Raw genomic sequence first — 21,872 nt, forward strand, 5'->3', positions numbered from 1 at the left:
AAAAGCCCCGTTAGGGGCTTTTTTCATGATATCAAACGAACCGTCAGATACGGCCTGTCAGCAGCAAGATAATCAAGATCAGGACAATCAGCCCCAAACCGCCGCTAGGGCCATAGCCCCATCCCTTGCTGTAACCCCAACTGGGCAGTGCCCCGATAAGCAGAAGAACCAAAATAACCAACAAAATGGTAGAAACAGGCATATATTCTCCTCCGGTTGATTTAATACATTATTGAGGACGGTCTGCGACCGCGTTCTGCCGGGCTGGATGCCAGCAGAGTGTCATGAATGTAACAGCGGTACGGTTGAGGGCATTATCCGGCTGCCGCCTAAACCGCTGTCGGCGGTATCTGACACTATTCGCGCGAAAATAAGCGGCCACTGTTGGCACGGGGCGGCCGCTTGTCAGTTTAGTTGTTTTCTTTCAGGAAGAACCCCTCGGGGGGCGGCGCGATCTTCTCGCCCTGTCCATCTTCATCTTCGTCGATGATTTCAGGCTGGACATCAGGTTCGTCAGGCTCCACCGGAGTATAAGGCTTCTCAGGGTCGGGCTTGATGGGCTTGCCGTTGTCATGCGGGTTGGAAGCCTCTTTCAACGACTTGATCGCTTCTTCCTCATTGCCTTTGTCCTCGGAGTTTTGCAGCTTGTTACCGGCATGATGGTGCGCATCCTCTACGGCATTCATCAGAGTTTGGTGATGGAAACGGCTTTTCATCAGATCGCCCCTATTTCATGATTGTGATGGATTCACTATAGGCCAGGCGGCGTCCTGCGCAACATCAGCCAAGCACGCATACTGTTGTAAGAAACTGATACAACTGGATTATTCAGGCATCAGGTCGACAGCGAGCGCCGCCCAGGACAGCCTGAAAAACAAGTCACGGACGACAATTTGCCCGGCATAGATGTGGTACGAAAGCCCGGAAACGATGTTGTAGGCTTCTGTGTTGAGTTTTGCAGGAAGATGGACAATGGTGTCTTGCCAAACTTCTGCGGGAATGGCCAATTGTTGCCGCTCTTTCATGAGGGGGGCCGTCAGCCTCGGTACCACCACGGTCAGCGACTTGTGGCCATCAGTCCGCATGAAGGCCAGGATATGGGCGGCACGCGAGCCGCTCACCTCCAATGGCCGGTAATCGCTGCAGTTGAACAGCGCGGCATGCTGCTTGCGGAATTGCAACAACTGTTGAATGATGTGCTGTTTGATGCTGCCATTCCGCCAATTGGCGATTTTCTCGTCCAAATCCGTTTGTGCCAAGAGCTGTTCCCTGGGCTCATATTCCACCGCAGAACGGTTGTCCGGATCCAGTAAGCTGAAGTCCCAGAGGTCCGTCCCCTGGTAAAGGTCTGGGATGCCTGGTGTGGTCAGGCGCAATACTGTTTGGGACAAGCTGTTGGCGGCGCCAGCCGCGGAGATTTCCTGTACGAAAGAATACACGGACTGGAGGAAGGGCAGGCTTTGTTCAGGGTCGAGAATATTGAACAGCAAGTTGCTGCATGCATTCTCATATTCCTCGTTCGCCTGCATCCAGCCCGAAAGGCGTTTGGCTTCGCGTATGCTCTTGATCAGCCATTGGTTGAGGCGCTCGGCATATGCTTTCAGCCCTTCGCGGTCATCGATCTGCAGATAGTATGGCCAGGCCCCGGCGAGAATCTGGTACAGCATGATTTCATGCTGGGGACGAGGCGCACTGTAACTGACAGCAAGGTTTTCCTCAGGAAAGATATTCTGGTGGAAGCGCGCGTTCAGGACGAGCCATTCCTGTAGCAGCGATTCCCACCGCTGCGGCACCTGGCTCACGGCGGCAATGCGCATGCGCGTATCCTCGCCACGTTTGTGGTCATGCGTGGCCGTAGCCAGCATGGTGACCGGGAAGCGCTTGTGGCGCTGGATGCAGGCTTGGTGGAAATCTTCGGTGGAAAGCGAGAACATGTCCGGATTGCTGCCGACCTCATTACGGGACAATAAGCGCCCGAATCGGTAGAACGCGGTATCCTCCATGGATTTCGCACATAACGCAGGCATGAGCTGCTGAAAACGGGTAATGGCGCGTTGCGAGAGGCCTGAAAGCGGACTGCCAGGATCGGCAATGACCAGTTCCGCGTTTAGCCAGCCCAGCACGATGTCCACCAAGGCCTTATCCACCTGGCCAAGAGTGCGGCGCGCCTGTTGGGCCGTTTGCTCGAACAGCTCTCGGTCTATCTGGTCCGGGCCGTTGTTGCCCACGTAGCTGCGGTAGACGGGGAAGTGCGCCAGGATTTCCGTGAGCACCCGCTTGATGGCTGCGAGGGAGTAATCCCTCGTGCGGATCTCGGCACGCGCAATACGGTGTATGGCAGCGGCTGTGCCATTGAATTCACCGACCAGGTTTTCCGATAACAGTTGATAGCGGGCGCTGCGCACATGGCGGGCAAAGTCGTATTGGTCGCCGGTATATTTCTGCCAGCAGTCAGTCAGCGGCCTCGCTCCGCGCGGATCATGCAGGACGGCGCTGACCTGATCCATGAATTCGTAGCCGGTCGTGCCGTCAAGGCGCCAGTCGCTGCGCAGCCACTCCCCTGGCGCGAGGATTTTTTCGGCGATGATGTAGGGCGGTTGCTGCAAGTGCTTAGGCCTATGCTTGGACAAGCGCTGCAGGCGCTGTCGTAACTTGTTGCAATACTCCTGGGGGTGGGCCAGGCCGTCTATGTGGTCAAGCCGCACGCCATCCACCAGCCCTTCGCGATACAGGCTGAACAGGAGCGAGTGCGTGGCCTCGAACACCTCGTCCAGCTCGACCCGGATGCCGGCCAGCTCGCTGATTTCAAAGAACCTGCGCCAATTGATCTCGTCCGCTGCATTGACCCACCACGTGAGGCGGTAGTGCTGCCGCTCCAGCAATGCATGGAGCTGCAGGCGGTGCTCGCTGTCGGCTTGGTTATAATAGGCCAAGGCCGAATCGAGCGCGGCGTTGCCCGGCGGCGTGGCGGCCAACGCCTGCAGCATTTGCCTGGCTTGTGCCACCTTTTTCTCCAGCGCATGGTAAGGCTGCTGCCGGTCTAGCGCCTCCAGGTGGCTTATCAATGGCCGCAACAGTTTACTGTCGGCCTGGCGCAGGATGGCCGTATAGTCGAACAGAGAAACCGGAAACTGGTTGTCGAAATAGGCCACCACGATTTGTCCTGTGTCCGGAACATAGGCCAGCCGCAGCTCACCCTTATTGAGCACATCGCCATAAGGGTCTCCAAGAAAGGGGGCCAGCACCTTGTTATGCAGCGCCGGGTCGTTGGAATGCCAGTCGATGTCGAACCACGAAGCGTAAGGGCTGGCTTGTCCCCATTCGAACACATGCTGCCACCATGGGTTTTCCGCTCCGCCCACCCCCATGTGGTTGGGCACGATATCCATGATCAGGCCCATGCCAGCACTGCGCAAACCCTCGACCAAGCGCCTGAATCCTGGTTCGCCTCCCAGCTTGGCATCGATCTGGGTCGGGTCGACAATATCGTAACCATGGGTGGAGCTGCTGCGGGCCGTCAAGAGAGGGGACGCGTAAATATGGCTGACGCCCAGCTTGGTGAAGTAGGGGATTCGTTCCAACGCGTCCTCGAAGGTGAAACCCTGGTGGAACTGCAGTCGGATAGTGGCTGTGATGTCGGTTCTGGGCATGATGCGCCTATCCTTGCGGATGCTCCAGGCAGGCGAAAATGCTGAAGGCAGGCATTTCCCCCGCTTTCAGCGCGGCATGCGCATTGCCGTGGTCCAGCAATATCTGCGCTGGTCCGGATACCAGCTGGTCGAGGTGCTGGGCGGCAGGCTCCGCGCCTAGGTTGGCGGCGACGGTCAGCATGTCGCCATTTTCCAGCTGCCATTGGGCATGGACGGCATAAGGCCCGAAAGCGGCATATCGCAGCGCGCGACACAAGCGCAAGTGCGGCAACAGGTACTGGTGGCGTAGTTGCAACAAATGAGTCACCCATTCGCGCCATGCGGTTTGCGCCTTGGTCTGGCCGTCACGGGGAATCGATTGCTCGAAGCTGGATTCCGCATTGGGGTCGGGAATGCGGTCGGCAAGCGAAGTGTCCTGGAACTGGCGGAAGCTGGCAAATTCGGCCCTGCGTCCTTCCCGGACGGCAGTGGCCAGGCCAGGGTCGCCATGGCTGGTAAAGTAGAGGAAGGGTTCCGTCGCGCCGAATTCCTCCCCCATGAACAGCAGCGGCACCTGTGGGCTCAGCAGCAACAGGGCGGTGGCCACCTTGAGCGCGGGTTCGGGGGCCAGCGTGACCAGCCGCTCGCCGAAGGCACGGTTGCCGATCTGGTCGTGGTTCTGCAGGAACATGACGAAACTGGATGGCAACATCCCGCTGCTGGGCTCGCCGCGCGGCGTGTTGTGGCGATGCGCCGAGATTTCTCCCTGGTAGATGAAGCCTTCCCCCAGGCAGCGCGCCAGTTGCTCGATGGTGTTGTCCGCGTAGTCGGAGTAATAGCCGCCGGTTTCGCCGGTCAGCAATACATGCAAGGCATGGTGGCCGTCGTCGTTCCACTGGGCGTCATAGCCGTTCTGAAGCAGTGTGACCGAATTGTGGTCGTTTTCCGCGATCAGGTGGATATGGCGCTTGCCGTGGAACTCGGTGCGTATGCGTCCGGCAATACTCACCAGGAACGCCGGGTCCCAGATGGCATGGCAGGCATCGAAGCGCAGCCCGTCGAACTGGAACTCCTCCAGCCAATAGAGCGCGTTCTCGCCATAGAACTCGATGACCTCCTGTTGGGCGAAATCGATAGCATCCCCCCATGGCGTCTGGTGCTCGTGGCAAAAGAACTGGGGCGCGTAATGGGCAAGGTAGTTTCCCTCCGGGCCGAAATGGTTGTACACCACGTCGAGGTAGACGCTGAGACCCAGGCCGTGCGCCTCATCCACCAGTGCCTTGAGCTGGTCGGGCGAGCCATAGCTGAACTGCGGGGCGAACTGCAGCACCCCGTCGTATCCCCAATTGCGCTCGCCGGGGAAGCTGGCAATCGGCATCAGCTCGATGGCGGTGAACCCCATGGCGGCCAACTGCGGCAATTGTGCGCGCAAGCCCTCGAATCCTCCCAGGCAGCCGACGTGGGCCTCATACACGATAGTCTCGTGCCATGGCCTGCCTGCCCATCCGGGATGACGCCAGGTGTAGGATTGCGAATCCACCACGATGCTGTCGCCGTGCACGCTCTCGGCCTGGGCGCGCGACCAGGGGTCGGGCACGGTGAGCTCGTGGCCTTGCTTGTTGAGGATACGGTAGCGGTAGCGGCTGCCCGCATCCGCGGCAATTTCCCGGCTGAACCAGCCTGCCTTTGCGTCGGCCGCCATTTCATGCTCTTGCTGCGCGCGCGGCTCGTCGTCCGCCTGCGGCCCAGATAGAACGACCCAAACTTTTTCCGCATTCGGCGCCCATATCCTGAACATGACCTTTCCAGGCTGCACGATATGCGCACCGGCAGGCAGCGAGCGGCAATGCGTGTTTCCTCCCTGAGGGGCATGCGGCTTGGCGTCCTGCTTGTCATCAATGTGCAGTTGTAAGGTCATTGTCTCGTATCCTAAGGGTGAGGGGAGGGTTGTGGCTCAAGGTCGTTCCGGATTGCCGTCGGCCTGCATGTCATCCAGGAGGCCGAGCAGGCCGCGCATGGGAATGCCGATCCAGGCAGGCCGGTTTGCAGCCTCGTATGCGATTTCATAGATCACTTTTTCCAGCAGGCACAGGTTCAGCATGGCCTGATCCCCGGCAGGCAATTCTTCAGCCAAGCCTAGAGCGGAATCAGGCGCTTGAGATGGCGTGGGCAGATGGGAATGTGCAAAGTAAGCCTGCATGAAGGCGCGTTTCGAGCATTCCTCATAATCGCGCAACAGCCCCTGGCGCCGCTCCGCATCCTCGCTGGCAGGCTTGTCCATGTCGCTCTTCTCCACATGGGCGGCCGCATAGGAGAAAGAGCGCAACAGGCCTGCCACGTCGCGGAACGGATGGTCTTTCTGACGCCGCTGCTCCAGGCTGCGGGCCGGCTCGCCCTCGAAGTCGATGATCATCACGTCGCCGGAAATCATCAGCACCTGGCCCAGATGGAAATCACTGTGGATGCGGATGCGGGGTTGACCAACCACGTGCTGCACCAACTCATCGATTGTCTGGAGCAACTGCTCGCGGCGCGAACATATCGCCGATGCATGCTGGGCATCCGTATCGCTGGACCATGGTCCGCGGTCAAGCAATGCCAGCACATCCTCCGCCTGCTCATGCAGCTTATCGCGCCAAGCCCCGACCTGCGGCGTGGAAAATACGCCGGGGCTGAAACTAGGGTTTTCAGTATCCTTGGCCAGCGCAATGTGCAGCTCAGCCAGGCGCTGCCCCAGCATGGCGGCGAAATTGGTCAGCTCCTTAAGCGGGCTGGCGTCGTCCACAGCCAGGGCCTGTTTCATGAGGTCGGCGGAGCGGTTGTCGTGCAACACGCGGTTCAGCCTGTCCAGCGTCCACTGCCATGCATTGCCCTGGTTATGCACGAACGCCTGCATGATCACCTGGGTATGCGGCATGCCATCGGCATCGGTGAAAGTGACATCGCCCAGCAGCGGCGGCGTATTGGCATAGCCGACCTTAGCCAAGTGGTGGGCCACTTCAAGCTCGGGGTTGATGCCGGGCTGCACGCGCCGCAGCAGCTTCATCACTGCCAGGTCGTTGATAATCAGCGAGCTGTTGGATTGTTCCTGGTCCGTACGCCTGATTTCAAGCTCGGTTTTGAAGTCGACCTGATGCAGCGATGCCGTGCTGTTGAAATGGATGCTGCCCTGCTCGCTGTCCAGCGTGCTGTCGTTTTTCAGGTGGTGAAGCACGGCCCTCACGAAGGCATCGAGCGCGAAAGCGTCGGTGAGGGTGCCCACACGCGGCCCTCGGCGCACATGGGCCAATGCCATCTTGCGCACCAGCGCAGGTGTTTCCTGTTCGTCGGACACTACGCCCATGGGAAGGAAGTAGCGCTCACTCCCTGTGGCGGTGGAAGCCTCGACCTGTCCCAGCAGGAAAGGAGGCTCCCCGGGGTCGAGCGCATCCAGCACACCCAGCAGCATAAGCTTGATCGCGGAAAGGGTATCCTTCTGCTTGCCTGCGTACCAGCGCTGGTAAGAGAGATAAGCCGGAAGAATGTCTTGTTCCATCGTCCTGCGCAATTGCGGCGCAAACAGGCCGGTCAGTTGCTGGTTCAGCACCAGGGTGAGGTACTCCGGCAGGCTGCCGTCCTGCTCGCCTGCACCGTTGAGCGGTTGCTTGTTCCTGGTCAGGCGGAACCAATAAAAATCGTAGGCGCCCAGGGTCAATACGTAAGGCTGCTGCCCGATGCGCGGGAACACCGAGCCTCCCATCATTTCCATCGGGTCGTAGCCGGAGAACTCGGCAAGATCGAGCTCCACCGCCTGCGCAGTGCTCGAGATATTCGCCACGCAGAGGATGATCTGCTCTTCATCGGCGCTCTCGCCGCCCGGGATATGGGTGCGCAGATAGCTCAATATCTTGCGGTTGTTGGGGTAAAGCAAACGCATGCTGCCGCGCCCGAACGCGTGGTACTGCTTGCGTATCGCCAGCAGGCGCCGCATCCAATTGAGCAGGGAGTGAGGATCGCTGCTTTGGGCCTCCACGTTGATGGCATGGTAGCCGTATTGCGTATCCATGATCGGGGGAAGGACCAGCCGGGCCGGGTCGGCATGGGAAAAGCCGCCGTTGCGGTCCGGGCTCCATTGCATCGGAGTGCGGACGCCGTCGCGGTCGCCCAGGTGGATGTTGTCGCCCATGCCGATTTCGTCGCCGTAGTAAATGACTGGGGTGCCCGGCATCGACAACAGCAGGCTATTGAGGAGTTCCAGGCGGCGCCTGTCGCGCTGCAGCAGCGGCGCAAGCCGGCGGCGGATGCCCACGTTGAGGCGGGCGCGGCTTTCGGTGGCGTAGAAGTTGAGCATGTAAGCCCGCTCCTTCTCGGTGACCATTTCCAGCGTCAATTCATCGTGGTTGCGCAGGAAGATCGCCCATTGGCAGGCGGGCGGGATTTCCGGCGTCTGCCGCAGGATGTCGCTGATGGGGAAGCGGTCCTCCTGCGCCAGCGCCAGGTACATGCGGGGCATCAGCGGAAAATGGAACGCCATATGGCATTCGTTGCTGCCGTCGCCGAAATATTCCTGCACGTCCTCCGGCCACATGTTGGCTTCGGCCAGCAGCATGCGGTCCGGGTAGTTCTGGTCTATTTCGCTGCGGATGAACTTGAGGATTTCATGGGTTTCCGGCAGGTTTTCGTTGGAGGTGCCCTCGCGCTCGATCAGGTAGGGCACGGCATCCAGCCTGAGGCCGTCCACGCCAAGATCCAGCCAGAAGCGCATGATGTTGATGACGGCTTTGAGCACGCGCGGGTTGTCGAAGTTGAGGTCGGGCTGGTGCGAGAAGAAACGGTGCCAGTAATAGGCGCCCGCCACCGGGTCCCAGGTCCAGTTCGATTTCTCCGTATCGGTGAAGATGATGCGCGTCTGGCTGTAGGCGGTATCCGTATCCGACCAGACATAGAAATTGCGTGCCGCGGAGCCGGGCTTGGCCTGCCGCGCACGCTGGAACCAGGGATGCTGGTCGGAAGTATGGTTGATGATGAGCTCGGTGATGACCCGCAGGTTGCGCTTGTGGGCCTCGACGATGAAGCGCTTGACGTCGAACAGCGTGCCGTAGTCGGGATGGACGCCCTTGTACTCGGCAATATCGTAGCCGTCGTCGCGGCGCGGCGAAGGGTAGAACGGCAGCAGCCAGATGGTGTTGACGCCGAGCTCGACAATGTAGTCGAGCTTGAGGATCAGGCCCGCGAAGTCGCCGATGCCGTCGTTGTTCGCATCGAAGAACGACTTGATGTGCACCTGGTAGATGACGGCATCCTTGTACCACAAAGGGTCGTCGTTGAAGCGCAGGTCTTTTTCCGCCTTGAGTTTTCTCTGCAATTGCCGCTTGTTCATGGCAACGGCCCCTTCCTCTGCAGCTGCCAGATGGCGTAGGGCATGTCGTGCGGGTCCATGCGCAGCTGCTGCCATTTGCCATGCCAGTCGAAGCGGTAGCCGCGCGTCAGGTCTTCCACTGCAACCGAGTCGTGGTCCTGCAGCCCGAGCAGGTGCAGCGGCAACTCCATGGTGCCTTCCTGCACGTGGTGCGGGTCGAGGTTGACGGCAACGACGATCAGGCGCTCATGGGGCAGGGCGGAACCCGGCTCATGCTTGGAGTAGAAAATGACCTGGTCGTTGTGGAAAGTATGGAAAGCTACACCCAGGTGGGTCTGCAAGGCCGGGTATTGGCTGCGTAGCCTATTGAGCGTGGTGATGTCCTCGATGATGTTGCCGGGACGCTGCCAATCCCAGGCGCGGATTTCGTATTTTTCGGAATTGAGGAATTCCTCGCTGTCCGGCAGGGCTTCCGCTTCGCACAGCTCGAAGCCGCTGGATATGCCCCATAGCCCGGACAATGTCGCTGCCAGCGCCGCCCTGGCGAGAAACCCCGGCCGGCCGGAATGCTGCAGGTAGCGGGGGTTGATATCGGGCGTATTGACGAAGAAATTCGGCCGGAAGAACTCGACCTGGGCCGGATCGTTCAATGTCAGCAGGTAGTCGGTCAGCTCCTGCTTGGTGTTGCGCCAGGTGAAATAGGTATAGGACTGCGTGAAGCCTATCTTCGCCAGGCGGTTCATCATCTTGGGATGGGTAAACGCCTCGGACAGGAAAATCACGTCAGGGTATTCGTCCTGCACCTCGCGGATGACCCATTCCCAGAACGGCAGCGGCTTGGTATGGGGGTTGTCCACCCTGAAGGCATGCACGCCTTCGCTTGCCCACAGCATCAGGACATCGCGCAAGGCCAGCCATAAATCCGGCACGGCCTGCGGCGCATAGAAATCGACATTGACGATGTCTTCGTATTTCTTCGGCGGATTCTCGGCATAGCGGATACTGCCGTCCGGACGCCAGTCGAACCATTCCGGGTGCTGGGTGAGCCAGGGATGGTCGGGCGCGCACTGAATCGCAAAGTCCAGGGCCAGGTCCATCCCCATCGCTGCGGCCTGCTCCCTCAGGCGGCGAAAATCCTCCCAGGAACCCAGCTCGGGGTGTATCGCGTCATGGCCGCCTTCCTCCGAGCCGATTGCATACGGGCTGCCGGGATCCCCGGGCTGGGCCTGCAAACTGTTGTTGCGGCCCTTGCGGTTGAGGCGGCCGATAGGATGGATAGGGGGAAAGTATAAGGTGTCGAACCCCATGGCGCGAATGGCTGGCAGGCGCTCAAGCACGTCGTCGAAAGTGCCGTGGCGGGAGGCGTCTCCGCTTTGGGAGCGGGGGAACATTTCGTACCAGCTGGAAAATGCCGCTGTCTTTCGGTCGATGCGTAACGGGAATTCACGGCTGCGCACCACGAAGTCCCGGGTATGGACGTGCCGGCTTAACTCGGCGGAAAGCAGTATGCGCAGGAAGTCCTGCTGGCTTTCTGCATAAGCTGGCAGAAAAAGGTCAAGGTCGGAGGGCTCCAATGGTTCCAACTCGGATGCCAGGCGCTTTGCGTTCCCTGGCGCTTCCAGCGCCTTGACGGCCTTCGCCAGGAAGCCCTGTTGCGGCTCATGGCCTGGATAGGCCTGGAGCCGCGCCAGCAAGAGCTGGCCCTCCTGTATTTCAAGCGCGACATCTGTTCCAGCCCGGACTTTTTTCAACAAGCCGTCTCGGTAGGTGGCGAATTCGTCTTGCCATGCCTCCACCGCGAACTGGTAAAAGCCTGGAACAGGAGGCGTGAAGCTTGCGCTCCAACGGTGGTTGTCCACCAGCTTCATTGGCACTGCGTGCCAGGTATCGATATCGTTTTTCCGCCATAGCAATTGCGCCCCCAGCTTGTCATGCGTATCCATGAAAATATCGGCTTCCACTTCCACAGGCTCGCCTACGCATCTCTTGACGGCAAACCTTCCTTCGTCGATGGAGGGGCTGACCTGTTCCACGACAACCCTGGGGGCGTCCAGCAAGGCCAAATACTCCAAATCCAGGCTGCCAGCGCCCTGTTCGGCAGGAAGCTGTGTTTGTGCATCGGAACGCCGGGCTGCTCTCGCCATAGTCAATGATTTCCCGCATGGATCGGTTAAAGGAGGGTGGTACAGGACATTGCCTCCGGCGTGAAAAACGCCAAGGCAGTCGATTCATCATAAGAATGGGAACGAGCTGCTACCGATCAGTGCGCTACTGATTTGTTTGTAGGAATTCTTTTCCGAATAAATATTTTTTACTTAATAATCATTACATTGCATGATTTATGTGCATCTCTTGCTGTGTTGCAAGCAATCGAAATAAGCGGTTTCATAGGCAAAAGCTTAGCCAATTCATACAGCGGCTAGCATGGTCTCCACATTGACAGTAACGACAGTACTGGAGGATAGGAAATGAAACATGGTCCGATATGCCTTGCTGCCTTCCTGCTGGCGAGCGCCATGGTCGTCGGCGTACAGGCAGACCCCGCGCCTGTAGACAATACGGTGCCGCCTTGCGACCACAGTGACGCGACCAGCAAGCCGGATTGCAAAATGGATTCCGACAGCCTCAAGGTTCCGCCTCCTGTCCCGGGCGAGCGTGAAAGCGTGATCGTCCCGCCCGAAGTTCCTGCGGAGGGGCTGCCCAACGACCCGCGCACCCGCAATCCGGACATTGACGAGAAAAATATTAGGAACAGGCAATAGCAATGCCATCAATACCAATAACTATTTATCCGAGGGCGACCGATGCAAATTAACCCAGCGATGGACTCCTCGCCAGGCAACGCATTGTTCCGCCTGGGGCACAATTGCTGGAAGTATTCGCATGCCAGCTACCTGGCGCCTGTGGTCGACTGCGCCAATTACTATCGCGCCCTGCATGAGGCCATCTGCCGGGCGCAGCATTCCATTTTCATCCTCGGCTGGGACATAGACAGCCGCATCGACCTCATCCGTGGGGCCGAGGCGGAGGCGCAGGCTTGCCCGACTGCATTGTTCGAACTCCTGCAGTGGAAGGCACGGCAGACGCCCGCAATCCAGATTTACCTCAACCGCTGGAATTACTCCGTTTTCCTTTCAGCGGAGAGGGAAAGCTTTTCCGAGGCGAAATGGAAGCTGAGCGGGGCGGACAACCTGCATTTCATCTTTGACGGGCAATTGCCGCTGGGGGCCAGCCACCACCAGAAAGTGGTCGTGATCGACGACGAGCTGGCGTTCTGCGGCGGCATGGACGTGGCGATCGCGCGCTGGGATAACCGCCATCACCATCCCCGCAATCCAGACCGATTGGATCCGGACGGCAGCATGAAAATGGGGCTCGAAAAACGCTTTGACCCTTACCACGATGTCCAGGTGCTGGTAGCGGGGCCGGTCGCTGCTGTGCTGGCCCGCCTGGTGCGCTACCGCTGGCATTTCGGGGGCGGCAAGAGGGCCGCAAAGGTGCGCCAGGCGCATCACAACGCTTTGCCGCCCAGTTGGCCGGCCAGCATCAAGCCTGTCATGGAGCGGATAGGGGTGGGAGTCTCGTTGACCATGCCGCGTTTCCACCGGCAACCCCAAGTCCAGCAGATTGAGCGCCTGTACATTGACATGATCGCCAAGGCGGAGCGCTTTATCTATATGGAAAACCAGTTTTTTACCCGCCGTGCCGTCGCGAAGGCATTAAACCAAAGGCTGCGGGAAAACCCCAGGCTGAAGGTGCTGCTCGTAAGCTGTTACAACGCCCAGGGGGTGATGGAGCGTAAATCCATGTTCCATGCCAGAGTGATATTCCGCAAGATCGTCGAGTCGCACGGCGTGGCCGACCGTGTTGCCCTGGCTTATCCTCTCAGCCGCGAGCACGGCGAGGAAACGCCGGTACGCATCCATTCCAAGGTCATGGTCGTGGATGACCGCTACCTCCGCATAGGCTCGAGCAATATCAACAATCGTTCCATGACGCTGGACAGCGAGTGCGACCTCGTCATCGAGGCAAGGGACGAGGCGCACCGCAAGCAGGTCGCAGCCATGCGCAACGACCTCATCCGCGAGCATACCGGGCTTGAGCTGGAAGAGATCGAGCGCATTGCAAACCGGGTTGATGCGCCTGTGGAGGCGTTTCTTGCCGAGCTGGCGCACAGCCGCCAGCATCTGCGCAGGATAAACGACGACCGCTACCGTCACGAACGCTTCACCCGGCTGGCACGGCGTTTTGCCGACCCTTCACGCCCCATCCTGCCGGAACTGTTCACTTCGCGCCGGGCGTTTGGGAGGAGCAAGCGGCGCATTCCTTTCCGCCTGATCGCCGGCATCCTGCTGGTAGCGGCGGTTGCATTGTCCTGGAAGGTCACTCCGCTCGCGGAATATGCCACGCCGGAAAAGATAGTCCCGCTGCTCGAGCAGGTGCAGAACACTGCATGGGCCTTTCCTGCCGGGCTGGCTGCCTATGTGCTGGGCACGCTGGTCTTCCTGCCCCACATGGTCATGACCGGGACGGTCGTGGTTGTATTCGCCCCTCTGGAGGCATTCCTGATCGCCATGCTGGGCTCGCTCATCAGCGTGAGCGTCGGCTGGCTGGCGGGGCTGGGCTTGGGAAAGAAGTCGCTGCAGGCCATGCTGGGCAGGCATGCGGAGAAGATTTCGCAATATGCCCGCGACGGCGGCGTCATGGGCCTGACCCTGTTGCGGCTGCTGCCGATCGCACCGTTCACCGTGGTCAACCTGGCCCTGGGCATGATGAAGGTGCCTTTCGTCACGCTGCTGATCGCGACGGTGCTGGGCTTGTTGCCGGGCACACTGGTCTCGGTGTTCATCGGTCAATCCGCATTGGCATTATTCAAGAATCCCGATCCGCATAATGCCGTGCTGGTAGGCGCGGGCCTGTTGTTGTGGGTGCTGGTGATCGTCAGCACGCATTTTCTTTCCCGGCATTGGCAGCGTAGGCTGCATGCGAATTAGGGCGGCTGACAAACTCGGCGAAGCGGTCTTGGCTAGGCCCTTTGCCGCAGACAGTACAAGTAGTACGGCAAGGCAACAACGCGTTAGCCCCTCTTAATACACTTTTCTTGTTTCGAAGCGATCATGCATGCAAAGAATAAGACTGCTCTGTTTCAACATCCATGGCGGACGCAGCCTGGATGGCAAGCGCGACCTAGCCCGGGTGCACGGCCTGATGCAACGGCTGGATATCGATATCGGCGTTTTCCAGGAAATGGAAACCCGCCCCTCGCGCGGAGGGTTGTCCGGCGACGTGCAGACGCTGGCCGGACCGGAACGTCCGCACCATTTGATCTGCCCCAGCATGCAAGAAGGGGCTGGCTGGTACGGCAACCTGATCGTCAGCCGCTATCCGATCATCCGCGGGTTGCTGCATAACCTGGAGACCCACCCCAGCCTGGAGCCGCGCCATGCGGCAGATGCCCTGGTGCAGCTTCCATGGGGAAGGCTGCGGGTGATCGGCACCCACCTGTCGCTTTCCATCTTCGAGCGCAGGTCCGAGGCGAAGAACCTGCTGCGGCTGATGCAGGCCGTGGAAGAGCAGGAGCGCAGTCCCATCCTGCTTATGGGCGACATCAACGAATGGCAGGTGCCGTCCTCGCTGCTGCGCTACCTCAACCGGCACCTCACGCCGTTGTCCTGCAGGCCCACATTTCCTTCACTATGCCCCATCTTCCGCCTGGATCGCGCCTGGCACGACGCGCCCGGCATCAAGGTCACCGCACACCGGCTGCCGGGAAAGGGGATCAGGAAATTGTCCGACCACTTGCCATTGGTCGTGGAGCTTGAGTATTGAAGGGCGTCTAGAAAAATATAGGGGTGGGCCAAGAAAAGCCGTCCCGCCTTATGACACGAACAAGGAGTTTGTATGGATTATCTGGATTGGCTGCAGTGGCCCGCAATGATAGTCACGATTGCGGCAGCCTGGCTGGTGGGGTCCACGTCCAAGTACCGGCGCAACTGGGGTTTCTGGGCGTTCATCCTGAGCAACCTGCTGTGGATTGCCTGGGGCTGGCATGCCCATGCATATGCCTTGATCGTTCTGCAATTTGGGCTGGCCGTCATGAATATCCGGGGCGTATGCAAGAACGCGCCTCCCAGCCAAGAGAAGGGCGAGCCTTCACGCGACGCGCAACCACGTTAAGACGGGTTGGCCCGCCGACTTATTATTTAGCCAAGCCATTGCGCCTTGAACATGCGCGTCGCGGCAAGGCCCACTGGGTGGTGATGCAAGGCAGGAGACATCCACGATCCCAGGAACTGCATCAACGCTTCCTTGTCCTTGAGCGACGCCAGTTGCTGATTGAATAAGTGCTGTTCGTCAATCTCTGGCACAGGCGCTGGTTGTGCCAAGCGGATGATATTGGAGGATGGGCCGCCGGCACCGGCAGCCTGCTGCCGTTTGGCCTGCCGCTTCTGGATGCGCCAGGGCTCGCCCAGGCGTTCGCGCTTGGGGAGGCGCTCGAGGGCGTCGCCTGCAATCCAGTCGTAAAGCACCTGTTTCTCGTAGGGGCTGAACACGCCGAACATCTGGCCCTGGCCGCCGTCGATCAGCTTCCAGAACCTGGAATTTTTGGGATCCTGGTGCCGGTTGATCCAGCCTTGCTCCTGAAGCGCCTGCAGGAGGGAAGGCATCTGGCTGCCGTCGGACAGCCATTCCCTGAGGTTGCGGCCGGCAATCCGGCAATGGTGGTGATGCATGAACTGGCCGATGGTGGCCTTCTGCCGGAATATCTCGATTAGCTCGTCCTCTAGCCTGAAGGATTCGATGATGCCGACCGAGCCAAGCCCGGCATTATTGAGCTTGGCACCATGGATCACCCGCTGCATGAAGTCCTGCTGATGCGCGAAATGCGGAAGCAGTTCGCGCAATGCATCGACCGACTTGACCGCATGTCCGGACAATGCATTGTCTATGGTGATATGCAAGGTGAAGTAATAAGGATCGATATTGAGCTCGTTCAATTCCGCGGCAGTGATCAGCAGGTGCAGCGGCAATTGTTCGTAAGCCAGGTTGAAGCCGATGACCTCCGGCAGGAACTGGTCTGCATGGACGGACAAGGCCAATTGGGTGGCGCCCTGTATAAAGTATTCGTCGTCCAGCGTCCTCCATTGTTCGCATCCGTATGCGTGAATCAGCTTGCGGTAGATAGCGACATGGTTGTCCTCCTCCTGGCCGTCGCCAAGTTCCTCTAGATAGATGTCAATCAAGGCGCTGAAGCCCGGGTCTTTCCAGCGCCGAACCAGGCCGTAAAGCCATGACCCATCCACCATCTTGGTGGGGGCGACCGACTTGATGAAATTCAGCGCATGCGCCTTGCTGCCGAAATAACGCCGGGGAGCGCCGTCCTGGCGGTCCTGCAGGTATTGCTGGTAACGCTGTCCCGTCTGCAGGCTACTTTGCACTATCCAGTTTTCCAACTGCTCGACATCGGACGGAAAAGGGGCAGGGTCGGCAGCGCAGGCCTCAAGCTGCTGTCGCAGGAATTCAAGTGCGTCAGCATGGCAGCTCTCCGGCGCAGGACTATGCGTTCCGCCATGGCTTAACAAGCCGAAATACAATTCACGCGGCAATGTTCCTGGTTTCTCGGCGTCATGCAGCGAGGGGGAGGGGGCTGTGCTCAACATAGGAATGAGTTCATCCGGAAGCTTGAATAGCATCATTCTCTTTCCCTCGGCCGCGGCCGGTTATCGGTCAGAGGATTAATCTCCTGTCAGACTGAGACGACAGGCAAACCTGGCTTATTTTGTTAAGCTGTCGGCTAGACAAATAGGCCCTGCCGCGCACAAGGACCCCGCCCATGACCACCGACTTCCAATCGAGCGAAAAACTCATGCTGCACAACGGCTTGAGTGAAGCAAATGCCGCCCTGGTTGCCATGCTTGCATGGTTGCGGCAGCAATCATATGCGTTCATTACCGTTTCTCCCGCCAGCCACGCGCTGGTCAACGGCCGTCCGGGAAACGAAACCGCCAAGGATATCCATGGCGTCCTCGGTTGGAGCAGGCCATTCGCTCCTGATGTGGTTGGCGAACCGCTGTTCGCCTTGCTGGAGCAGGCCCACGCCCTTGAGCACGTCGGCAGCCTGTGGCGCAGCCGGTTCCGCGTCTCCAGCCTGGCCGGGCAATTGTTCCTGCATTCGTCGTTCCCTACGGTCGAAGGCGACGCGATTTTTTTCGGGCCCGATACCTACCGTTTCGCCCAGGCCATCGAGCGGCATCTGGCGTTACTTCGGCCCCGGGTGCGGCGGGCGGTGGATATCGGCAGCGGCAGCGGGGCAGGGGCCATCCTGCTCGCCCAGCGTCTGCCGCAAGCAGAAGTGCATGGGGTGGACATCAACGACAAGGCTCTGGCCCTGGCCGCTGTCAACGGCATTGCCGCGGGCTTGTCCAACCTGCATTGGCGGCACAGCGACCTGCTGCAGGCCCTGAATGGCGAGTTTGACCTCATCGTGTCCAACCCTCCGTTCCTGGTGGACGCCGCCGAACGCGCTTACCGCCATGGCGGCGGGCCGCTGGGAGCCGATTTGTCGCTGAAGATCGTCGATACGGCGCTCGGCAGGCTGGCACCGTACGGCACGCTGCTGCTTTATACCGGAGTGGCGGTAATGGATGGCCAGGACTTGTTCAAAAACGAAGTGGACGCCAGGCTGAAGGATAGCGGCTGGCATTACGAATACCAGGAAATGGACCCCGATATCTTTGGGGAAGAGCTGGACAGCCCGGTTTATTCCAATGCCGACCGGCTGGCAGCTGTCACCCTCATGGTGCAACGGCCGGGATAATGCCGCTGGAAACCTGGCAAAAACGCGGAGAGCGGCGGGTTGCAGCTACCAAGCCATGTACCCGGCGGCAAGCCGGGCAGGCGAGGTGGCTGTGACGTTATCGGCAAATCGCCTTTTTAACCGTTGACGATAGAGCCGCCATTAGGATGGATGATCTGCCCGGTCAGGTATGACCCGTCGTTGGAGGCGAACAGCACATACGCCGGCGCGACCTCGCTGGGCTGGCCGGGCCGCTGCAGCACGGTGTCATGCCCGAATTTTTCCACCTGTTCCGCACTGAAGCTTGCCGGGATCAGCGGCGTCCAGATCGGGCCTGGCGCCACGGCATTGACCGTAATGCCCCGTTCACCCAGCTCTATCGCGAGCGAGCGCGTGAACGCGACGATCGCCCCCTTGGTGGAAGCATAATCGACCAGGATAGGATGGCCCTTGTATGCAGTGACGGAGGCGGTATTGATGATCCTGCCGCCTTTGCCCAGTAGCGGCAAGACAGCCTTGGTCAGGTAGAACATGGAAAAGATGTTGGTCCGGAAAGTGTGCTCCAGCTGCTCGGCAGAAATCTGCTCGATACTGGGCTGAGGGTATTGCTGCCCCGCGTTGTTGACCAGGATGTCAAGCTGGCCCAGCTCTTCCACGGTCTTGGCCACCAGTTCCTCGCAGAACTGCGGATTACCCACATTGCCCTTGACGGCAATGGCCTTCCGGCCTTGCTCGCGGATCAACGACAAGGTTTTTTCCGCATCCTCGGTTTCATCGTCGCTCAAATAATTAATGGCAACATCGGCGCCCTCAATGGCGAAATGGATCGCGACGGCCCTGCCGATGCCGCTGTCGCCTCCGGTAATGAGGGCCGTCTTGCCTTCAAGCTTGCCGCTGCCGCGATAAGCTGGGTCGACATATTGCGGGCGCGGCTCCATATCCGCTTCCACGCCCGGCTGCCGGTCTTGGTGCTGGGCAGGTTGGTCAATATCGCGATGATCCTTGTCTGGGTTGTAATCTAGCGTCATTTTGTCCTCCGTCGGGGAATATAAAAAATGAAGAGGGAAGCGGCCGCTTCCCCGGAACGGTTACTTAACGGCCTCCGCTATGCGAAGCTTGGCCGCCCTTGCGGCCTGCTTCGCGTGCGGATTTGGAATCGAATTCGTGCGCCGTGCCTTTGGCATGGGCGGCCTTGCCGCCCTGGCTCGCAATTTCCCGCTGTTTTTGTTTATCCATGGAAGCAAAACCGCGGTTGGAACTATTTTGTTGAGTCATGATATTTCTCCTTGAAACATGTGGCGTTCCTTCCAAGACGAATTGTCAATGAAAGGTGGGTTCATGCTAGAGAAATGCGGCAAGGGCGGTCATCGTCATGCGTCCTATTAAGCTGTGAGAATCTGAAACACCCGAAAACCGAAAACCCAGGCTGTGTATCAGGAGCAGGCTCAGCAAGCAATGCTTGGAAGATTCATGGATGAGGTTGTCAGCGCTTTCCGTCAAGAGATTCAGGATTGTCCGCTCATGGAGTTCATCGACACAGGATAGAGTCGACATTGTTTCAACCCGGCAATGCCTCACTTACAAAGGAGATTAGCGATGGATCCCGTTTATCCAGCAGGTAGCGGCACGAAAGCAGCCGTAAGGCGACATCCCATACACCCGATGCTGGTTTCCCTCCCCATCGCGTTCCTGATGGGGGCATTGCTGAGCGATATTGCATTTGCGTTATTAGAGAATACGTTCTGGGCCGAAGCGTCGTTTTGGCTGTTGGCGGCGGGTTTGGCTGGCGGGGTGCTTGCAGGCTTGTCCGGCCTGATCGAACTGCTGGGCGTGAAGCGTGCGCGACGGCTTCCCATGGCTTGGCTGCATGGCATCATTAACCTTATCGTGCTCGGATTGGCATCCGTCAACTTTTTCCTGCGCATGGATGATATGCTGGATGTCCTGCCGCTCGGCCTGGGGCTGTCGGTGGTAACCGGGGCCTTGCTCGGCGTCTCGGGATGGCTGGGAGGCGAAATGACATTCCGTCATGGGATAGGCGTGTCGGAACAGGTGGGCGGCTTCGCGCATGACGAGAGCAAGCCTGGGCCGCACGTGCATCAAGGATAACGTCATACGGAGATCATCGATTTGGCTAGCCGATACCTCATACTCTGCTGGTTGCTGCTGCTTCCATTCTCGGCGCTGGGTCATAGCAAGCTGCTTTCCTCCGACCCGGAAGAGGGCTCCGTCCTGTCAGAGCCTCCGACTATAGTCACCCTGCGCTTCAACAAACCTATAGAGTCCCGCTTCAACCGGGCCGAGTTGTGGCAAGGGAAGCAATGGATCGCACTGCCTTCCGAGGCCGCTCCAGAAAAGCTGGTCATCAAGCTGGGCAACGCCAAGCCCTTGGGCGAGTACCGCATCCGCTGGAGCGTAATGTCCCATGACGGCCATCGTCAGCAAGGAATACTGCGCTTTCTCGTCAAATAAGCATGCCATCCCTTAGAGCCTGTTCATCATCTTTTCATAGGGCACGCATGGCTCCAGGACGCGTCCGATCAAGGCGCAGTCCGCAGGTCATGCTCATTGCCTTGCCAAGGACTGCAACGCGGAACGGGCGCGTGTTGGGGCCATGCCCGGGTTGCTCCGGCAGCGCAGCCGCTGCCGCGTTGCAAATCCTCGCCGGGCAAGCAGCACGGCTTCAGTTTGCGCCTTGCATCGACCACACCGCCGGGGCAACGCGCCCTATGAAAAGATGAACAGGCTCTTCGACCATGCCCACCTGCTTGATGGAGCGCTTGCACGGGCCTGTGCCTATATGGCGCTGGCCATGCTCTCCGGCATGCAATTATGGGAGTGGCGCCTCCAGCGCCTGTTGGCCTGGCGGCAATATTTCAACTGGACCGCATTCGCGCTTGGCAGCGCGGCCTTGTTGCTGGCGCTGAACAGTGCGGCCTTGAGCGGTGAGGATGCTTTCAACGCGGCAGCGATGTCTGTCGCCAGTCCCGGCGAAATGCTCGAGCTGCTGCGGTTCAGCGCCTTCGGCCATGCATGGCTGGCGTACTGGCTTTGTTTGCTGGCTGCCGTTAGCTGCTGGAAAAGCTGGGTGGCCCGCACTGCCTGCCTGGCAATGCTGGGCGCGTTGGCACTGGCGTCGCATGCCGGCGAACTCGGCATGTGGAATTGGACATACTGGATAGACTTGGCGCATATGGGATGCGCCCTGCTTTGGCTGGGAGGGATGAGCCTCATGCTGGTGCTCAGGCTTGCTGACAATTCATGGATGTCGCTGCGTGAGTTCAGCTTTTTTTCCCGCGTGGCGTTGCCGGTGTTTTTGCTGGCGCTAGCCAGCGGGGCGGCAAGGGCATGGCTGCAATATGCGGAGGAGGGCGGTCTGGGCTGGACCTATGCCGCCATGCTGGGGCTCAAGCTGGCCGCGGTGGCGGCAATTGCGGCTTGCGCCTGGCAATTGAGGCGCTTGCTGCGGCAGCCCGGATTTAGCATGGCAGCTTACGATAACGGGCTGACTCTCGAATTCTTCTTTGCGCTCGTGCTGGTGCTGTTCACTTCGTTGCTGACGCAGCTTCCGCCGGATTGAGCTCAGTGGGTTGCAAGCTTACTTCCTCTCCGCCGTGACGGCCGAATATCTGCTCTATACGCGCCGCCTCTCCAGGCGGCTGCAGATATACCAGCAACAGCATGGCGTCGTCCCGCTCCAATGCGCGCTGCATGACGACATTGGTATCGCTGTCGCGCAGCCAGCCGTATAACGCCCCCAATGCCGCGCCGACGATAATGCCGATATCGGGCCCTAACAGTTGCACGAACGCCATCTTCTCCGTGACCTCATACCCTGCCAGCAGGATAATCGCCATGGTGAGCGCAGAGCTGATCAGCAGGCCAGCCAGCGCCCCTCTGCCGGTCCAGGCGAACCAGCTGTCGGTGTTCTTCTTGGCGCGCAGGGAGGAAAACTTCGCCGCCGCCTTTTCCGAGAGCGCGACATCGATGAGGTCGCGCGGGATGCCTAGCCGCAGGCATTCCGCCAGTACGTTGTCCACCTGGCCTTGTTGCTTGAAGAACCCGGATATGGTGAAAGATTCTTTGAGTGCGGCATGCGGCTTCATAT

General features: G+C 59.4%; 18 protein-coding genes. 8 read left to right on the top strand and 10 right to left on the bottom strand.

The window, feature by feature from the left end:
- Positions 1-43: 43 nt before the first annotated feature.
- From ACJSDX_RS11660 to ACJSDX_RS11685, 6 genes are all read right to left on the bottom strand, one after another.
- Positions 44-202: a DUF3309 family protein gene (locus ACJSDX_RS11660; RefSeq protein ID WP_309565245.1), complete on the bottom strand. Its 159-nt coding sequence runs from the start codon at positions 200-202 to the stop codon at positions 44-46.
- A 208-nt stretch (positions 203-410) separates the two neighbouring features.
- Entirely contained in the window at positions 411-716 is a 306-nt protein-coding gene (locus ACJSDX_RS11665) for a hypothetical protein (protein WP_407994824.1), read from the bottom strand.
- Positions 717-824: 108 nt separating this feature from the next.
- Positions 825-3,650 (bottom strand): malto-oligosyltrehalose synthase, encoded by a 2,826-nt coding sequence (gene treY / locus ACJSDX_RS11670; RefSeq protein WP_407994825.1) that lies wholly within the window; start codon positions 3,648-3,650, stop codon positions 825-827.
- A 7-nt stretch (positions 3,651-3,657) separates the two neighbouring features.
- Positions 3,658-5,547: a malto-oligosyltrehalose trehalohydrolase gene (treZ, locus tag ACJSDX_RS11675; protein ID WP_407994826.1), complete on the bottom strand. Its 1,890-nt coding sequence runs from the start codon at positions 5,545-5,547 to the stop codon at positions 3,658-3,660.
- Between the two features lie 36 nt (positions 5,548-5,583).
- Positions 5,584-8,988 carry a maltose alpha-D-glucosyltransferase gene (gene treS, locus ACJSDX_RS11680; RefSeq protein ID WP_407994827.1) on the bottom strand — a complete coding sequence of 1,135 codons (3,405 nt, stop codon included), beginning with the start codon at positions 8,986-8,988 and terminating at the stop codon, positions 5,584-5,586.
- Positions 8,985-11,111, bottom strand: a complete 2,127-nt coding sequence (locus tag ACJSDX_RS11685; protein ID WP_407994828.1) for an alpha-1,4-glucan--maltose-1-phosphate maltosyltransferase — start codon at positions 11,109-11,111, stop codon at positions 8,985-8,987. The genes treS and ACJSDX_RS11685 overlap by 4 nt, the downstream gene beginning before the upstream one ends.
- Before the next feature lie 324 nt (positions 11,112-11,435).
- On the opposite strand from ACJSDX_RS11685, the gene ACJSDX_RS11690 reads away from it, so the two are divergent.
- From ACJSDX_RS11690 to ACJSDX_RS11705, 4 genes are all read left to right on the top strand, one after another.
- Positions 11,436-11,729, top strand: coding sequence for a hypothetical protein (locus ACJSDX_RS11690; protein WP_407994829.1), 294 nt, complete (start codon positions 11,436-11,438; stop codon positions 11,727-11,729).
- 42 nt (positions 11,730-11,771) lie between these two features.
- Complete coding sequence (locus ACJSDX_RS11695; protein ID WP_407994830.1) at positions 11,772-13,961, top strand: VTT domain-containing protein; 2,190 nt, start codon at positions 11,772-11,774, stop codon at positions 13,959-13,961.
- Positions 13,962-14,088: 127 nt separating this feature from the next.
- Positions 14,089-14,796: an endonuclease/exonuclease/phosphatase family protein gene (locus ACJSDX_RS11700; RefSeq protein WP_407994831.1), complete on the top strand. Its 708-nt coding sequence runs from the start codon at positions 14,089-14,091 to the stop codon at positions 14,794-14,796.
- Between the two features lie 72 nt (positions 14,797-14,868).
- A complete protein-coding gene (locus ACJSDX_RS11705) occupies positions 14,869-15,144 on the top strand; it encodes a hypothetical protein (RefSeq protein WP_407994832.1) in 276 nt (91 codons plus the stop codon).
- A 26-nt stretch (positions 15,145-15,170) separates the two neighbouring features.
- Here ACJSDX_RS11705 and ACJSDX_RS11710 read toward each other — a convergent pair whose 3' ends face one another.
- Positions 15,171-16,628, bottom strand: a complete 1,458-nt coding sequence (locus tag ACJSDX_RS11710) for an iron-containing redox enzyme family protein (protein WP_407994833.1) — start codon at positions 16,626-16,628, stop codon at positions 15,171-15,173.
- A 173-nt stretch (positions 16,629-16,801) separates the two neighbouring features.
- Here ACJSDX_RS11710 and ACJSDX_RS11715 point away from each other — a divergent pair, with 173 nt between their 5' ends.
- On the top strand, positions 16,802-17,785 hold the full coding sequence (locus ACJSDX_RS11715; RefSeq protein ID WP_407994834.1) for a methyltransferase: 984 nt from the start codon (positions 16,802-16,804) through the stop codon (positions 17,783-17,785).
- Positions 17,786-17,901: 116 nt separating this feature from the next.
- On the opposite strand, the gene ACJSDX_RS11720 is transcribed toward ACJSDX_RS11715, so the two are convergent.
- Positions 17,902-18,792 (bottom strand): SDR family oxidoreductase, encoded by an 891-nt coding sequence (locus tag ACJSDX_RS11720; protein WP_407994835.1) that lies wholly within the window; start codon positions 18,790-18,792, stop codon positions 17,902-17,904.
- Between the two features lie 64 nt (positions 18,793-18,856).
- Complete coding sequence (locus ACJSDX_RS11725) at positions 18,857-19,039, bottom strand: KGG domain-containing protein (protein ID WP_309565258.1); 183 nt, start codon at positions 19,037-19,039, stop codon at positions 18,857-18,859.
- Positions 19,040-19,360: 321 nt separating this feature from the next.
- On the opposite strand from ACJSDX_RS11725, the gene ACJSDX_RS11730 reads away from it, so the two are divergent.
- From ACJSDX_RS11730 to ACJSDX_RS11740, 3 genes are all read left to right on the top strand, one after another.
- Positions 19,361-19,873, top strand: a complete 513-nt coding sequence (locus ACJSDX_RS11730) for a DUF2231 domain-containing protein (RefSeq protein WP_407994836.1) — start codon at positions 19,361-19,363, stop codon at positions 19,871-19,873.
- Positions 19,874-19,894: 21 nt separating this feature from the next.
- The gene (locus ACJSDX_RS11735; RefSeq protein WP_407994837.1) at positions 19,895-20,236 is read left to right on the top strand and encodes a copper resistance CopC family protein; all 342 of its coding nucleotides are present in this window, start codon (positions 19,895-19,897) and stop codon (positions 20,234-20,236) included.
- A 265-nt stretch (positions 20,237-20,501) separates the two neighbouring features.
- The gene (locus tag ACJSDX_RS11740) at positions 20,502-21,344 is read left to right on the top strand and encodes a CopD family protein (protein ID WP_407994838.1); all 843 of its coding nucleotides are present in this window, start codon (positions 20,502-20,504) and stop codon (positions 21,342-21,344) included.
- Here the strand turns inward: ACJSDX_RS11740 and ACJSDX_RS11745 are convergent.
- Positions 21,310-21,870 carry a hypothetical protein gene (locus tag ACJSDX_RS11745; protein ID WP_407994839.1) on the bottom strand — a complete coding sequence of 187 codons (561 nt, stop codon included), beginning with the start codon at positions 21,868-21,870 and terminating at the stop codon, positions 21,310-21,312. The genes ACJSDX_RS11740 and ACJSDX_RS11745 overlap by 35 nt on opposite strands.
- Positions 21,871-21,872 lie beyond the last annotated feature (2 nt).

The sequence above is a fragment of the Methylobacillus draconifructus genome (genome assembly GCF_045984355.1).
GTDB classification, from domain to species: Bacteria; Pseudomonadota; Gammaproteobacteria; order Burkholderiales; family Methylophilaceae; genus Methylobacillus; species Methylobacillus flagellatus_A.